Here is a 14,711-nt window from a genome sequence, read left to right as displayed (position 1 = left end):
ATGCGCCGGGGATGCGGCGCATTATGACACCGGCGGGCTCAGCGAGGGTGACGCAGGCACTCGTCCAGGCCCAGGCGCCAGTCGGGCAGGGCGACGTCCCAGTCGCGTAGCAGCTTGCCGCCGTCCATCCGCGAGTTGAGCGGGCGTTGGGCAGGCGTGGGATAGGCGCTGCTGGGGATGGGCTCCAGGCTGGCGCAGGGCTTGCCTTCGGCCTTGAGCGTATCGGCTATGGCACTGGCGAAGCCGAACCAGGAGGTCTCGCCGCCGGCGCTGAAATGGTAGGTGCCCCAGGCTTGGCGGCCGTCCTGCCAGCGCTGGATCAATGCGGCGGTGGCCGTGGCGATGCTGCCGGCCCAGGTGGGCGCGCCGATCTGGTCGGCCACCACGCGCAGGTGATCGCGCTCCTGCAGCAGGCGCTGCATGGTGAGCAGGAAGTTGCGGCCGTGCAGGGAGTAGACCCAGCTGGTGCGCAGGATCAGGTGCGCAGCGCCGACCGCGCGGATCGCCGCTTCCCCGGCCAGCTTGCTGCGGCCGTAGACGCCCAGCGGGTTGGGCGGGTCGTCCTCGGTGTAGGGTGCGTTCTTGCTGCCGTCGAAGACGTAGTCGGTGGAGTAGTGGATCAGCGGTGCGCCCAGGGCGGCGGCTTCCTCGGCCAGCACGCCGGGGGCGGTGGCGTTGAGGGCGAAGGCGGCCTCGGGCTCGCTTTCGGCCTGGTCCACGGCGGTGTGGGCGGCAGCGTTGATGATCAGTGCGGGGCGCTCGGCGCGTACCAGGCGGCGGATGGCGTCGCTGTCGGCCAGGTCCAGGCGGTCGCGACCGAGGACGAGCAGTTCGGCCTGATCGGCCAGGGCCAGGCGCAGTTCACGGGCGACCTGGCCGCTGTGGCCGGTGATGAGGATCTTCATGGGAATACGTCGGCCTCTTCGAAGCTCAGGCCGGCCTGGTCCTTGGCGGAAAGCTGGGGCGCTTCGCTGAGCTGCCAGTCGATGGCCAGGGTCGGGTCATCCCAGCGAATGCAACGCTCGTGGGCGGGGGCGTAGTAGTCGGTGGTCTTGTAGAGGAGTTCGGCGAAATTGCTGAGCACGACGAAGCCATGGGCGAAGCCTTCCGGAATCCAGAGTTGGCGCTTGTTCTCGGTGGAGAGCCGTACGCCGACCCAACGGCCGAAGTTAGGCGAGCTGCGGCGTACGTCCACGATGATGTCGAGCACCTCGCCGGCGGTGACTCGTACCAGCTTTCCCTGCGCCTGCTGAAGTTGATAATGCAGGCCGCGCAGCACACCCTTCTGCGAGCGCGAATGGTTGTCCTGTACGAAGTCACGCTTGAGGCCGGTCGCCTCCTCGAAAGCCTTGGCGTTGAAACTCTCCATGAAGAACCCGCGTTCGTCGCCGAAGACGCGGGGTTCGAGGATCAGCACTTCCGGCAGCTCGGAGGCGATTACCTTCATGCCTGTTCTCCAGCCAGCTTATAGAGATATTGACCATAGCCGGTTTTGCCGAAGGCCTTGGCCCGCTCCAGCAGCAGCGTCTTGTCGATCCAGCCATTCTGGAAGGCGATTTCCTCCAGACAGGCGACCTTCAGGCCCTGGCGGTGTTCGATGGTCTGCACGTACTGGGAGGCTTCCAGCAGGCTGTCATGGGTACCGGTGTCGAGCCAGGCGAAGCCACGGCCGAGCTTCTCGACACGCAGGTCGCCGCGCTTCAGGTAGGCGTTGTTGACGTCAGTGATCTCCAACTCGCCACGGTGGGAAGGCTTCACCGCCTTGGCGATGTCGATCACGTCGTTGTCGTAGAAGTACAGACCGGTGACGGCGTAGCTGGACTTGGGCTTGGCGGGCTTCTCTTCGATGGAGATGGCCTGGCCCTGCTCGTTGAACTCGATGACGCCGAAGCGCTCCGGATCATTGACCCAGTAACCGAACACGGTTGCGCCTTTATTGCCTTCGGCCGCGCGCTTGAGCTTCTCGGTGAAGTGCTGCCCGTGAAAGATGTTGTCGCCGAGGATCAGGCAGACCGAATCGCTGCCGATGAATTCCTCGCCGATCAGGAAGGCCTGGGCCAGGCCATCCGGCGAAGGCTGCTCGGCGTAGCTGAAATTTACGCCGAACTGGCTGCCGTCGCCCAGCAGGTTGCGGTACTGGGGCAGGTCCTGGGGGGTGGAGATGACCAGGATCTCTCGGATGCCGGCGAGCATCAGCACCGAGATGGGGTAGTAGATCATCGGCTTGTCGTAGATCGGCAGCAACTGCTTGGATACGCCGAGGGTGATGGGGTGCAGGCGGGTGCCGGAGCCACCGGCGAGGATGATGCCTTTCATGCTTGCGCTCCCAGGCGTTCACGTTGGTAGCTGCCGTCCTGCACGCGATGGCACCATTCCAGGTTGTCGAGGTACCACTGCACGGTCTTGCGCAGGCCGCTCTCGAAGGTTTCCTGCGGCGTCCAGCCCAGTTCGCGCTCAATCTTGCTCGCGTCGATGGCGTAGCGCAGGTCGTGACCCGGACGGTCCTTCACGTGGGTGATCAGCTCGTCGAAGCGGGCGACGCCGTTGGGCTTGGCAGGTGCCAGCTCTTCCAGCAGGGCGCAGATGCCGCGCACCACGTCGATGTTCTTCTGCTCGTTATGGCCGCCGATGTTGTAGGTCTCGCCGACCTGGCCACGGCTGACCACCTCCACCAGGGCCCGGGCGTGGTCCTCGACGAACAGCCAGTCGCGTACCTGCAGGCCGTCGCCGTAGACCGGCAGCGGCTTGCCTTCCAGAGCGTTGAGGATCATCAGCGGGATCAGCTTCTCGGGGAAGTGATAGGGGCCGTAGTTGTTGGAGCAATTGGTCAACAGCACCGGCAGGCCGTAGGTGCGGTTCCAGGCGCGGACCAGATGATCGGACGCGGCCTTGCTCGCCGAATAGGGCGAGCTGGGCGCATAGGGCGTGGTCTCGGTGAACAGGTCGTCCACGCCATGCAGATCGCCATACACCTCGTCGGTGGAGATGTGGTGGAAACGGAAGGCCGCCTTGCGCTCGGCGTCCAGCCCCATCCAATAGGCCCGGGCGCTTTCCAGCAGGGCGTAGGTGCCGACGATGTTGGTCTGGATGAATTCGGCCGGGCCGTCGATGGAGCGATCGACATGGGACTCGGCGGCCAGGTGCATGATGGCATCGGGCTGGAAGCGCTGCAGGGCGGCGTTGACGGCGTCGCTGTCGGCGATGTCGGCCTGGAGGAACTGGTAGCGGGGATGGCCAGCGACAGTTGCCAGGGACTCGAGGTTGCCAGCATAAGTTAGCTTGTCGAGGTTGAGCACCTCATGATCGGTTTCGCTCAGCAGGTACCTTACGAGTGCGGAGCCGATGAAGCCTGCTCCTCCGGTGATGAGAATGTGCATCCCTGAACCTCAACTAAAAAAAACGATGATATCCGCTGACGATCACTACGGAAATTAACTCGCTCTGAAACAGCAGTAGCTAGGAGTGAGACATTTACGTTTTGCGTGAAAGAAGACACCCAAAGTAAAAAGCCCCGCATCGCTGCGGGGCTTTTTTATGCTTTGGTGCCGGCACCAGGAGTCGAACCCGGGACCTACTGATTACAAGTCAGTTGCTCTACCAGCTGAGCTATACCGGCAAGGGGCGGCCATTATAGCGATTGGTTGAGCCGAGTAAACCACCTGTTGCTGCTGCTCAGAATCAGAATGCGCAGGCTTATGCACAAGTGAGTGGTTTTTGGCACGGAAGTACTCGTGAACTGTGATTCAGGTCGCGGAACCGCGTAACTGGCTGTTTTCTGGATGTTTTATTTTTTGATCAAAAAGCGATCAATTCTCAGCAAGCCTTGCCGGGGTGGGCGTTCGGGCAGTTGCTCATCATTCATCAACAAAGTTATCCACAGGTTCTGTGGGCAACTCGCTGCGCTCCGCGAGTAGCAAGAGGTTGCGGGGGGTGAGGCGGTGTTCGCAGAAGCGGCCGGCCTGCACCCGGTAGCCGCGCTCCTGAAGAAACAGGGCGCGGTCTAGCAGCAGCCAGATTTCCAGGGGGCGGCGGTAGAGGGCGCGCAGCAGCTCCAGGTTGCGTACCTGGGCCAGGCGTTGCCAGCCCCGGGCCTCCAGCCTGGCCCAGTCGCGCGGAGCAGGCGCAGCCAGGCCCTTGAGCTGGGCGAGGTCGTGGCAGTAGCGCTCGAAGGTCTTTTCCAGCCAGCTCACCGGTAGCGAGGGTGTGGGCAGGTACTGGTCGAGGCCGCGTTGTTCCCGCTGCAGCAGGTCGAAGGCCAGGCGCCTGGCCATGGACTGGTCGCGTTGGCGGCGGACGCGCGCACCGGCGGTGACGGTTTCGCTCTGTACCAGGCGCAGGTCCCGCCGATCCGGGCGCAGGGTGGAGCGTTGCGCGGCGGTGGAGAGGGGCTGGTAGTGCTGTTCTGTGATGCGGTTGTAGCAGCAGGGGGCGATGGCGAGTTGTCCACAGCCCTGGTCAGTGGCCAGTTGCAGCAGGCGGACGTGCAGGTCGCCGCAGGCATGCAGGGCGATGGCGGTGTGTTCGGGGCGCAGCTGCGTCGCCGTGTCGGTGGCCAGCACGTCTTGTAGGCGGTGCGAGGCCGCGAGACCGAGCCGTTCGCTGAGGCGTTGGCCGTCTTCCACCAGCAGCGGATCGAACTCCAGGCAGGTGAGTACTGCGTCGGGGTGGGCCAGTGTCCGGCCCAGATGGCCTTTGCCGGCGCACCAGTCGAGCCAGTGGCGGGGCGCCCGGCTGAATTGCAGGCTGCCGGCGAAGGCCTGGATCTGCTGCCATTTGCGACCGGGCACATCGAGACAGAGGGCGGACGGCCACTGGCGCTCGGGGGCGTTATCGAATGCGCCGGTATCGGCCAGCTCATGGGAGCGAGCCGCCAGCTCGGGGAAGGGCGCAGGAGCGTCGGGCAGGTGCAGCAGGCCATGGCTCGCTTCCGCCTGCTCCAGGCTGCGGCCGCGTAGCCAGTGGGCCAGTTCGGGCAGTTCGTCTTCCCAGCCCAGGCGCAACTCGGTGAAGGGTTCCGGGTGCCACAGCGGGTAGCCCTGGCTGAGGAACTCATCCAGCGCGGTGAAGCGTTCGAGCAGCAGTGAGCCCTGAAGGGGGGCGGGGCTTGGCATGGCGAGGAAGGGGAAGATGGTCGGGCGCGCAGTATAACGCCGCCCCTCGTGGCGAGGGGCGGCGCCCGGTCAGCGGCCTTGGCAGGCGTCGACGCGCAGCCAGCGTTCCAGCAGGCGGAAGCCGCGCACCAGAAGGAAGGCGATCACCAGGTAGAACATGCCGGCGGCGAAGAAGATTTCGACCGGCAGGTAGGTGCGGGCAATGATGGTACGGGCCATGCCGGTGAGTTCCAGCAGGGTCACGGTGCTGGCCAGGGCGCTGGCCTTGAGCATCAGGATCACTTCGTTGCTGTAGGCCGGCAGGCCGATGCGTGCCGCGCGCGGCAGGATGATGTGCACCAGCGCCTTGAGCTGCGACATGCCCAGCGCCCGCGCCGCTTCGATCTCGCCCGGCGGGATGGCCTGGATGGCGCCGCGGATGATCTCGGCGATATAGGCCGCCGTGTGCAGGGTCATGGTGATGACGGCACACCAGAACGGGTCGCGCAGGTAGGGCCAGAGCGGGCCCTTGCGTACCAGGTCGAACTGGGCGAGGCCGTAGTAGACCAGGAACAGCTGGACCAGCAGCGGCGTGCCACGGAAGAAGAAGATGTAGCCGTAGGGCAGGGCGCGCACGTACCAGTGGCGCGAGGAGCGGGCGATGCCCATGGGCAGGGCGAGGATCAGCCCGGCGACCACGGCGATGGCCACCAGCTCCAGGGTTAGCAGCGCACCGTCACACAGGCGCGGCAGGTATTTGATGATCACGTCCCAGTTCATGCCGCGCTCCTTTTGAAGCCGCGTCCGGCGCGTTTTTCGAGCCAGTGCATGCCGATCATCGCGAGGATGGTCAGGCCCAGGTAGATGAAGGCCGCCACCATATAGAAGGTGAAGGGCTCCTTGCTGGCGGTCACGGCGATCTGCGAGCGACGCATGATTTCCTCGAGGCCGATCACCGAGACCAGCGCGGTGTCCTTCATCAGGATCATGAACAGGTTGCCGAGGCCGGGCAGGGCGATGCGCCACATCTGCGGGAGGATCAGGCGCATGAGGATGCGCGAGCCGGAAAGGCCCAGCGCCAGGCCGGCCTCACGGTGGCCCTTGGGGATGGCCAGGATGGCGCCGCGGAACACCTCGGTGGCATAGGCGCCGAAGCACAGGCCGAGGGCGATGGTGCCGGCGGCGAAGGCCGAGAGTTCCAGGCCGGGCACGCCGATCAGTTCGCCGATGGAGCGCATCAGGTTCACGGTGCCGAAATAGATCAGCAGGACCCACAGCAGCTCCGGCACACCGCGCACCAGGGTGGAGTAGGTTCCGCCAAGCCATTGCAGCGGCTTTTTGGGGGAAGTCTTGGCGAGCGCACCGAGCAGGCCTAGCACCAGACCGAGCGACAGCGCGGAAAGCGCCAGCTTGATGGTCATCAGGGTGCCGGCCGCCAGGGCGGGGCCGAATCCGTAGAGGTCGAGGTTCATCTGCAAGGCTACTGCTGGGGACCGGCGCCGCGTGGGCGGCGCCGGTCAGGCGGCATCAATAGATGCTGAAAGGGAAGTACTTGTCGTTGATCTTCTTATAGGTGCCGTCTGCGACGATTTCCTTCAGTGCGGCATTCAGCTTCTCGCGCAGCGGGTCGCCCTTGCGCACGGCGATGGCGATCTTGTCGTTGTCGAACACCGGCTCGCCCTTGAATTCGAAGCCTTTGCCGGCGTCGCTCTTCAGCCATTCCCAGTTGACGAACTTGTCGGCCAGGACGCCGTCGAGGCGGCCGGAGGACAGGTCCAGGTAGGCGTTTTCCTGGGTGTCGTAGAGCTTGATGTCGACCACCTCGGCCATGTTGTCTTCGAGCCAGGTGCCGGCGATGGTGGCGCGCTGGGCACCGATGACCTTGCCTTTCAGGCTGGCCTTGTCGGTCTTGAAGTCAGCGTCCTTGGGAGCGATGAACTGCAGCTTGTTGGTGTAGTAGGCGTCGGTGAAGTCGACGGCCTGCTTGCGCTCTTCGGTGATCGACATGGACGCGGCGAGGAAGTCGAACTTCTTGGCATTCAGGGCCGGAATGATGCCGTCCCAATCGGAGGTGACCACTTCGCATTCGGCCTTCATCTTGGCGCAGAGGGCCTGGGCGATTTCGACGTCGAAGCCGCCGACCTGGCCGCTGGCGTCGATCAGGTTGAAGGGCGGGTAGGCGCCTTCGGTGCCGATCTTCAGTTTATCGGCGGCGACGGCACTGGTCCCGAAGGCCAGGGTGGCGGCAGCGGCCAGCAGGATCTTCTTGTAGTTCTTCATGCGATGTTGCTCCGTGTTTAGCGATTGCTGGACATGAATTGTTTACAGCGCGCCGAGGTCGGGTTGTCGAACACCTGCTGTGGCGGCCCCTGCTCTTCCACCAGGCCCTGGTGGAGGAACACCACCTGGCTGGAAACCTGGCGGGCGAAGTTCATTTCGTGGGTTACCAGCAGCATGGTCCGGCCCTCGTCGGCGAGCGCGCGGATCACGTTAAGCACTTCTTGTACCATCTCGGGGTCGAGCGCCGAGGTGGGTTCGTCGAACAGAATCACTTTAGGCTGCATCGCCAGAGTGCGCGCAATAGCCGCGCGCTGCTGCTGGCCGCCGGAGAGCTGGGCGGGGTAAACGTGGCGCTTGTCGGCGATGCCGACCTTGGCCAGCAGGGCCTCGGCAACTTCGGTGGCCTCTGCCCGACTCTGGCCCAGCACGCGGCGCGGCGCCTCGATGATGTTGTCGAGGACCGTCATGTGCGGCCACAGGTTGAAATTCTGGAACACGAAGCCGATTTCGCTGCGCAGCCGGTTGATCTGCTTGCCGTCGGCGGCGACCAGTTCGCCGGAGCGGGCGGGTTTCAGCTTGAGCTCTTCGCCAGCGACGATGATCTGGCCCTGGTGGGGGTTTTCCAGCAGGTTGATGCAACGCAGGAAGGTGGATTTTCCGGAGCCGGAAGAACCGAGGATGGAGATGACGTCACCATCACGGGCGGTAAGGGAGATGCCCTTGAGCACTTCTAGATCGCCGTAGCGTTTGTGCAGGTTGCGGATTTCTAGCGCGGGCGTGGCCTCGGCCATGGGGGTTCCTCTTATTGTTCGGATGCGCTCCGGCTGCGATCGGCCTTCCTGGCGAAGGAGGCCAACCTAGCATAGGCCCCAAGGGGCGCCAAGGGCGGTACTGGCACCGCGCCGGCTCGCTTGTGGGGCTTGTCGCATGGATGCAGCCGATTGTCGCGCAAACGCAAGAAAAGACGGTTTTTGCCTGGGTTCGACGCAAAGGCGGCGCACCCTACGCGCAAAACGCTCGCAATTCCAGTGCCAGGCGCTGGCCAGAGAGGGTGTTTCAGCGGGCCTTGCCACGCCCTTCCAGCAGGCTGGAGACCTTCTCGCGCAGTTCGTCGATGGAGAAGGGTTTGGCGATCATGTCCATCTGGGTGGCCAGCTCGCTGCCGTCGATGCTGACGATCTCGGCATAGCCGGTGGCGAACAGCACGCGCAGGCCCGGGCGCAGGTTGCGGGCCACGGCCGCCAGCTCCTGGCCGTTCATGCCGGGCAGGCCGATGTCGGTGAGCAGCAGGTCGATGGTCGCGTCGCTGCGCAGGATGGCCAGCGCCTGCTGGCCGTCGCAGGCCTCCATCACCTGGTAGCCGAACTCTTCCAGCACCTCGACCGTGAGCATGCGCACCACGTCGGCGTCTTCCACCACCAGAATGGATTCACGGTTGGCCGCCCCTGTGGGCTGCTCGACTGGGCTTTGTTGTTGTTCCGACAAAACGGGACCTCGCGGTAGATAAAGGCTGACACGGGTGCCTTGGCCGGCGCCGCTTTGCAGGCGGACCTGGCCACCGGTCTGTTTGATGAAGCCATATACCATGGACAGCCCCAGCCCGCTTCCCTGACCCAGCGGTTTTGTCGTGAAGAAGGGTTCGAAGGCGTGGCTCAGCACCCTCTCGTCCATGGCTCGGCCGGTGTCATGCACTTCCAGCAGCAGATAATCGCCCGGGCCCGGCTCCGCGCCTTCGGCGCTTTCTTCCGGGGCGCTGGCGCGGATCAGCAGCTGGCCACCGTCGGGCATCGCCTCGCGGGCGTTGTCCACCAGGTGCTCCAGTGCCTTGCACAGCTGTTCGGCGTCGCACAGGGCTGTGGTGGGCAGCGGGTCGACCTGCAGCACCAGCTTCACCGCCGGCCCGGCGCGTTCCGCCAGGTGTGGGCGATGTTCGGCGAGCCAGGCGTCAAGGCGGATCGGCTGTATATCCAGGGCCTGGCGGCGGGCGAATGACAGCAGGTTGTGGGTCAGCGCGGCGCCACGCTCGGCGGAGTCGGTGGCGGCGTCGATGAAGCGCTCAAGGTCCTGGCGGGATTCGTCCGGCAGGCGCCGGCGGATCAGGTCGAGGCCGACGCGGATGCCCGCCAGGAGATTGTTGAAGTCGTGGGCGATGCCGCCGGTGAGCTGCCCGACCGCCTCCATGCGCTGGGCGTTGCGCAGCGCCTCTTCGGTGCGTCGCAGCACCTCGGCGGTGCGTTTTTCCTCGGTGATGTCGCGGCCGTTGCCGTACTGGATGTCGTTCTCCGGCGTGGCGCTCCAGGACAGCCAGCGGTAGCTGCCGTCGCGGTGCCGCAGGCGGTTCTCGAAGCGCCGGATCCTCAGGCCCCCGGCCAGTTCCTGGCGGGTCTGGTCGGTACTGGGGATGTCGTCCGGGTGCTCCAGCCAGTGCGTCGTGCGACCCAGCAGTTCTTCCTCGCTCCAGCCCAGGGTCGTGGTCCAGGCCGGGTTGATGCTGAGCAGGCGGCCCTGCTGGTCGGCGACGCAGAGCAGGTCCAGGGAGAGGTTCCAGATGCGGTCGCGCTCCAGGGTGCGTTGATGCAGGCGGTCCGTCTCTTCGGCCTGGCGGGCTGCCCGTGCCAGGTCGCCGCTGAGGCTTTCCGCCAGCTCGTCGAGGAAGCGCCGGTAGCGTGCATCCAGCGGGCGTCGCGGGCTGATGGCACACACCAGCACGCCCAGGGGGCGATCATCGGCGCCATCGGCAATAAGGGGCAGCACCCGCGCGCGGGTGACCGGCTCCGGCCAGGGCGGCAGCGACTGCGGTCGCTCCAGCTCGATATCCAGGGTGTCGCCAGCGGCGGTCGCTGCCCAGGGCGCCGTGCCCGGGGCCAACTCCAGGGGAGCCAGCGCATCGCCCGGTTCCAGGCCGCTGCAGAGGGCCAGCTCGGCCCGCCCTTCGGCGTTGAGGCGGTAAAGCAGGCAGAAGGGCAGGTCGGCGGCGGCGCCGCGGAGCACCTCCTCCGCCAGGCGGCAGGCCTCTGCGGGGCTGGCAGCGGTGCGGGTACTGGCGCGCAGTTCGCCCAGCAGCCGGCTGCGCCGCGCTTCGATGACCTGCACGGTGGTTTCGATGACGGTGTTGAACAGGCCGGTCGGGCGGCCGTCGAAGCCGAGAATCGGGCTGACGTTGTAGTTGAAGTAGCACTCCTCGACGTAGCCGAAGCGCTGCATCGGCAGCAGCCCGTCCTCGACGTGCACCGCGACGCCGGTTTGCATGATGCCGTCGAACATGGGCTCGAGCGTGTCCCAGATATCCGCCCAGGCTTCCCGCGCCGGCCGGCCCAGGGCCCAGGGGTGCTTGTCGCCCGGGATGGCGCTGTAGGCGTCGTTATAGAGGAGGTGATAGTCCCGGCCCCAATAGATGCATACCGGGAAGCGCGAATTGAGCCCTACGCCGAGGATGGACTTCAGCGGGGCGGCCCAGTCCTGCAGGGCACCCAGCGGGGTGACGCCCCAGTCGTGGGCGCGGATCAGCGGTGCCATTTCCCCGACGCTGTTGAGGAAGTCCCCTGCTGCGGCAGCGGTGGGTGGCGGGGCGGGGAAGGCGTGATCGTTTGAGCTCGCGTCCATCGGTTCTTCTGCGGCGCTCGTGCGCTTTTCGGGGCTGATCGTCTTAGAAGTTCCCGACTTGGAAAGATTCCGTATTTTTTAATGAACCTTTTTCCCCCTCCCGGTGTTCCAAGCGGAACCTCTGCCCTTGGTGTCGATGTGCCATGTGAAGAGGGTGATTGGTTAAAGAAGGTCAGCGCATTAACATGCGGAACCCTCCGATATCCCCAACAGATCGGTGATTTTAGGCACCAGGCCAGGGAACACAGATGACCACCATGAACTCCACCGACGAGAAGAGCTTTCGGCGCATCCTCGCGCGCAACGTCGCCCTGCCGCTGGGCGTCGGCGTGCTTGGCGCCATGCTTTTCGTCGCGCTGATCTCTTACCTGCTTTATGTGCTCAGCTGGGTCGAGCACACCGATATCGTGATCAGCAATGCCAACGACGGCCTGCGCCTGTCCGTGGACCAGGAGTCCGGCCTGCGCGGCTACCTGATTTCCGGCAACGCCACCTTCCTGCAGCCTTATGAGCAGGCGCGGCCGCGCATCAAGGCGGCCATGTCCGGCCTGCGCGAGATGGTCAAGGACAACCCGCCCCAGGTGGAGCGCGTGCGCACCATCGAGGCGCTGCAGGAGGAGTGGGACCGTTTCGCCAAGGAGATGATCGACCGCAAGCGCGATGGCCTGAACGTCGTCGATGCCGTCAGCGAGGGCCGGGGCAAGCAACTGGTGGATGCCGTTCGCGAGCAGTACCGCATCTTCATCAACCTGGAGCGCCAGCTGCGCCACGAGCGCAACGAGAAGGCCAGTGATACGGCGATCCTCACCATCGCCCTCTACCTGCTCTTCAGCCTGAGTTTCAGCGGCCTGCTGGCGTTCTTCGGGCGCCGCGAGCTGTTGTCCCTCTCCACCACCTACAGCGAGTCCCTCGCCCAGCAGCGGGCCCACAGTGAGCACCTGCAACGCCAGGCCTGGCTGCGGGACGGCCAGGCGCTGCTCTCCGAACGCATCATCGGCCAGCAGACCCCGCCGGTGCTGGGGCGCAACATGCTGGAGTTCCTGGCCGGCTACCTGGACATGGCGGTGGGTGCGCTCTATGGCCGTGACGAGCACGGCAGCCTGCAGCGCGTCGCTTCCTACGGTTTCTCCCGCGAGCTGGAGAGCCGCGAGCAGAACTTCGCCAGCACCGAGACCTTGGTGGGCCAGGTGGCGGTGGAAAAGCGCATCCGTGCGCTCGACGCCCTGCCGGCCGGCTATATCAAGGTCAGCTCCGGCCTGGGCGATGTCGAGCCGCAAGCGGTGCTGCTGGTGCCGACCTTCAGCGATGGCGAGGTCAATGGCGTGATCGAGCTGGGCTTCCTGCGCCGCCTCGAGCCGCGTGATTCGGCGCTGCTGGAGATGATTGCCGGCAACCTGGGTACCGCCCTGGAAGCGGCCCGCTACCGCCAGCGCCTGCAGGTGGTGCTGGAGGAAACCCAGCAACTGAACGAAGAGCTGCAGGTGCAGCAGGAAGAGCTGAAGACTGCCAACGAGGAGCTGGAGGAACAATCCCGCGTGCTGCGCGAGTCCCAGGCCCACCTGGAGACCCAGCAGGCGGAGCTGGAGCAGACCAACGAGCGCCTCGGCGAGCAGGCCCAGGAAATGGCGGCCCAGCGCGACGACCTGGACAACAAGAACAGCGCGCTGAACAAGGCCCAGGTGGAGCTGGAAGCGCGCGCCGAGGAGTTGCAGCGGGCCAGCCGCTACAAGTCCGAGTTCCTCGCCAACATGTCCCACGAGCTGCGCACGCCGCTGAACAGCTCGCTGATCCTGGCCAAGCTGCTGGCGGACAACCAGGCCGGCAACCTCAACGACGAGCAGATCAAGTTCGCCGAGTCCATCTACTCCGCCGGCAACGACCTGCTGAACCTGATCAACGACATTCTCGACATCTCCAAGGTCGAGGCCGGCAAGCTCGACGTACGCGCCGAGAACACCAATGTCCAGCGCCTGGCGGAAGGGCTGCGGGGTGTGTTCCAGCCCCTGGCCGACGAAAAGCGCCTGGCCTTCCACCTCGACATCGATGCCGATGCGCCGGACGTGCTCTACACCGACCGCCAGCGTGTGGAGCAGATTCTCAAGAACCTGCTGTCCAACGCCCTCAAGTTCACCGACAAGGGCGAAGTCGGCCTGCGCGTCAGCCGTGCCCGGGGCGGTATCGCCTTCGCCGTCAGCGACACCGGCATCGGCATCCGTGGCGACCAGCTCGGTCCCATCTTCGATGCCTTCCACCAGGCCGATGGCACCACCAACCGCCGTTTCGGTGGCACCGGGTTGGGCCTGTCCATCTCCCGTGACCTGGCGGAACTTCTCGGCGGCTCCATCCTGGTGTCCAGCGAGCCGGGCAAGGGCAGCCTGTTCACCCTGTTGCTGCCGGAAACCTACCAGAGCCGTGGTGAGGCCGAGGCCGTGCCCCTGGCGGTGGTCGAGAGCCGCCCCGTACAGCGCGTGGCGCCGCCGCCGGCACCGGATGCACCGCGTGCCGAACCCATTCCCAGCTTCCCGGATGACCGTGGCCAGGCCGACCTGGGCGGGCGCTGCGTGCTGGTGATCGAGGACGAGCCCAAGTTCGCGCAGATCCTCTATGACCTGGCCCACGAGCTCGGCTACCGCTGCCTGGTGGCCCATGGTGCCGACGAGGGTTACCAGCTGGCCGACGGCCATTCGCCCGACGCCATCCTCCTGGACATGCGCCTGCCGGACGAATCCGGGCTCTCGGTGCTGCAACGCCTCAAGGGCAACCCGCACACCCGCCACATCCCCGTGCACGTCATCTCGGTGGAGGACCTCAGCGAGGCCGCCATGCACCTGGGCGCCATCGGCTATGCGGTCAAGCCCACCACCCGCGACCAGCTCAAGGATGTGTTCGGCAAGCTGGAGGCCAAGCTCACCCAGAAGGTCAAGCGCGTGCTGCTGGTGGAGGACGATGCCCTGCAGCGCGACAGCATCGCCCGCCTGATCGGCGACGACGACATCGAAATCACCGCCGTCGAGTTCGGCGAACAGGCCCTGGAGCTGCTGCGCTCCACCCTGTTCGACTGCATGATCATCGACCTAAAGCTGCCCGACATGCAGGGCAACGACCTGCTCAAGCGCATGGGCAGCGAGGACATCTGCTCCTTCCCGCCGGTCATCGTCTACACCGGGCGCAACCTGACCCGCGACGAGGAAGCCGAGCTGATGAAATACTCGCGCTCCATCATCATCAAGGGCGCGCGCTCCCCCGAGCGCTTGCTGGACGAGGTCACGCTGTTCCTGCACAAGGTCGAATCGGAGCTCTCCAGCGAGCGGCAGAAGATGCTCAAGACCGCCCGCAGCCGCGACAAGGTGTTCGAGGAGCGGCGCATCCTCCTGGTGGACGACGACGTGCGCAACATCTTCGCCCTCACCAGCGCCCTGGAGCAGAAGGGCGCGCGGGTGGAGATCGCCCGCAACGGCCGCGAGGCCATCGACAAGCTCAATGCGGTGCCGGAGATCGACCTGGTGCTGATGGACGTGATGATGCCGGAGATGGACGGCTACGAAGCCACCCGCCTGATCCGCGAGGAAGCGCGCTGGGCCAAGCTGCCGATCATCGCGGTGACCGCCAAGGCGATGAAGGACGACCAGGACCTGTGCATGCGCGCGGGCGCCAACGATTACCTGGCCAAACCCATCGACCTGGATCGGCTGTTCTCGCTGATCCGCGTCTGGCTGCCGAAGCTGGAGCGCATCTGAG

At 65.4% G+C, this 14,711-nt stretch carries 11 protein-coding genes and 1 tRNA gene; 1 reads left to right on the top strand and 11 read right to left on the bottom strand.

Annotation, left to right across the window (positions count from 1 at the left end; translation table 11 throughout):
• Positions 1-38: 38 nt before the first annotated feature.
• From rfbD to PI990_RS29735, 11 genes are all read right to left on the bottom strand, one after another.
• Positions 39-905, bottom strand: a complete 867-nt coding sequence (gene rfbD / locus PI990_RS29785; RefSeq protein ID WP_271659318.1) for a dTDP-4-dehydrorhamnose reductase — start codon at positions 903-905, stop codon at positions 39-41.
• Positions 902-1,447, bottom strand: a complete 546-nt coding sequence (rfbC, locus tag PI990_RS29780; RefSeq protein ID WP_271659317.1) for a dTDP-4-dehydrorhamnose 3,5-epimerase — start codon at positions 1,445-1,447, stop codon at positions 902-904. Before rfbC ends, rfbD begins: the two co-directional genes overlap by 4 nt.
• On the bottom strand, positions 1,444-2,316 hold the full coding sequence (gene rfbA / locus PI990_RS29775; protein ID WP_271659316.1) for a glucose-1-phosphate thymidylyltransferase RfbA: 873 nt from the start codon (positions 2,314-2,316) through the stop codon (positions 1,444-1,446). The genes rfbC and rfbA overlap by 4 nt, the downstream gene beginning before the upstream one ends.
• The gene (gene rfbB, locus PI990_RS29770; protein ID WP_271659315.1) at positions 2,313-3,377 is read right to left on the bottom strand and encodes a dTDP-glucose 4,6-dehydratase; all 1,065 of its coding nucleotides are present in this window, start codon (positions 3,375-3,377) and stop codon (positions 2,313-2,315) included. The genes rfbA and rfbB overlap by 4 nt, the downstream gene beginning before the upstream one ends.
• A 163-nt stretch (positions 3,378-3,540) precedes the next feature.
• Positions 3,541-3,616: transfer RNA gene (locus PI990_RS29765), tRNA-Thr, on the bottom strand.
• Between the two features lie 238 nt (positions 3,617-3,854).
• On the bottom strand, positions 3,855-5,111 hold the full coding sequence (locus PI990_RS29760; RefSeq protein WP_271659314.1) for a methyltransferase: 1,257 nt from the start codon (positions 5,109-5,111) through the stop codon (positions 3,855-3,857).
• 69 nt (positions 5,112-5,180) lie between these two features.
• Positions 5,181-5,870 (bottom strand): ABC transporter permease, encoded by a 690-nt coding sequence (locus tag PI990_RS29755; protein ID WP_271659313.1) that lies wholly within the window; start codon positions 5,868-5,870, stop codon positions 5,181-5,183.
• Positions 5,867-6,562 carry an ABC transporter permease gene (locus PI990_RS29750; protein WP_043240512.1) on the bottom strand — a complete coding sequence of 232 codons (696 nt, stop codon included), beginning with the start codon at positions 6,560-6,562 and terminating at the stop codon, positions 5,867-5,869. Before PI990_RS29750 ends, PI990_RS29755 begins: the two co-directional genes overlap by 4 nt.
• Before the next feature lie 55 nt (positions 6,563-6,617).
• Entirely contained in the window at positions 6,618-7,370 is a 753-nt protein-coding gene (locus tag PI990_RS29745) for an ABC transporter substrate-binding protein (RefSeq protein ID WP_271659312.1), read from the bottom strand.
• Positions 7,371-7,387: 17 nt separating this feature from the next.
• Positions 7,388-8,161, bottom strand: coding sequence for an ABC transporter ATP-binding protein (locus PI990_RS29740; RefSeq protein WP_271659311.1), 774 nt, complete (start codon positions 8,159-8,161; stop codon positions 7,388-7,390).
• A 265-nt stretch (positions 8,162-8,426) separates the two neighbouring features.
• Positions 8,427-10,973, bottom strand: a complete 2,547-nt coding sequence (locus tag PI990_RS29735) for a hybrid sensor histidine kinase/response regulator (protein ID WP_271659310.1) — start codon at positions 10,971-10,973, stop codon at positions 8,427-8,429.
• A gap of 248 nt (positions 10,974-11,221) precedes the next feature.
• Between PI990_RS29735 and PI990_RS29730 the strand changes: the two genes are divergently transcribed.
• Positions 11,222-14,710 (top strand): response regulator, encoded by a 3,489-nt coding sequence (locus PI990_RS29730; RefSeq protein ID WP_271659309.1) that lies wholly within the window; start codon positions 11,222-11,224, stop codon positions 14,708-14,710.
• Position 14,711 lies beyond the last annotated feature (1 nt).

Origin of the sequence: Pseudomonas sp. TUM22785 (assembly GCF_028198105.1) — a bacterium.
In the GTDB taxonomy this organism is placed as follows: domain Bacteria; phylum Pseudomonadota; class Gammaproteobacteria; order Pseudomonadales; family Pseudomonadaceae; genus Metapseudomonas; species Metapseudomonas solani.
The sequence above is the reverse complement of the archived record's forward strand: the minus strand, read 5'-3'. Positions and strand labels throughout refer to the sequence as shown.

Excerpts from the sequence above, each read along its gene's own strand:
- PI990_RS29735 (WP_271659310.1), bottom strand. The coding sequence starts at position 10,973 with ATGGACGCGAGCTCAAACGATCACGCCTTCCCCGCCCCGCCACCCACC.
- PI990_RS29760 (WP_271659314.1), bottom strand. The coding sequence starts at position 5,111 with ATGCCAAGCCCCGCCCCCCTTCAGGGCTCACTGCTGCTCGAACGCTTC.
- PI990_RS29750 (WP_043240512.1), bottom strand. The coding sequence starts at position 6,562 with ATGAACCTCGACCTCTACGGATTCGGCCCCGCCCTGGCGGCCGGCACC.
- rfbA (WP_271659316.1), bottom strand. The coding sequence starts at position 2,316 with ATGAAAGGCATCATCCTCGCCGGTGGCTCCGGCACCCGCCTGCACCCC.
- PI990_RS29755 (WP_271659313.1), bottom strand. The coding sequence starts at position 5,870 with ATGAACTGGGACGTGATCATCAAATACCTGCCGCGCCTGTGTGACGGT.
- rfbC (WP_271659317.1), bottom strand. The coding sequence starts at position 1,447 with ATGAAGGTAATCGCCTCCGAGCTGCCGGAAGTGCTGATCCTCGAACCC.
- PI990_RS29745 (WP_271659312.1), bottom strand. The coding sequence starts at position 7,370 with ATGAAGAACTACAAGAAGATCCTGCTGGCCGCTGCCGCCACCCTGGCC.
- rfbB (WP_271659315.1), bottom strand. The coding sequence starts at position 3,377 with ATGCACATTCTCATCACCGGAGGAGCAGGCTTCATCGGCTCCGCACTC.
- PI990_RS29740 (WP_271659311.1), bottom strand. The coding sequence starts at position 8,161 with ATGGCCGAGGCCACGCCCGCGCTAGAAATCCGCAACCTGCACAAACGC.
- rfbD (WP_271659318.1), bottom strand. The coding sequence starts at position 905 with ATGAAGATCCTCATCACCGGCCACAGCGGCCAGGTCGCCCGTGAACTG.
- PI990_RS29730 (WP_271659309.1), top strand. The coding sequence starts at position 11,222 with ATGACCACCATGAACTCCACCGACGAGAAGAGCTTTCGGCGCATCCTC.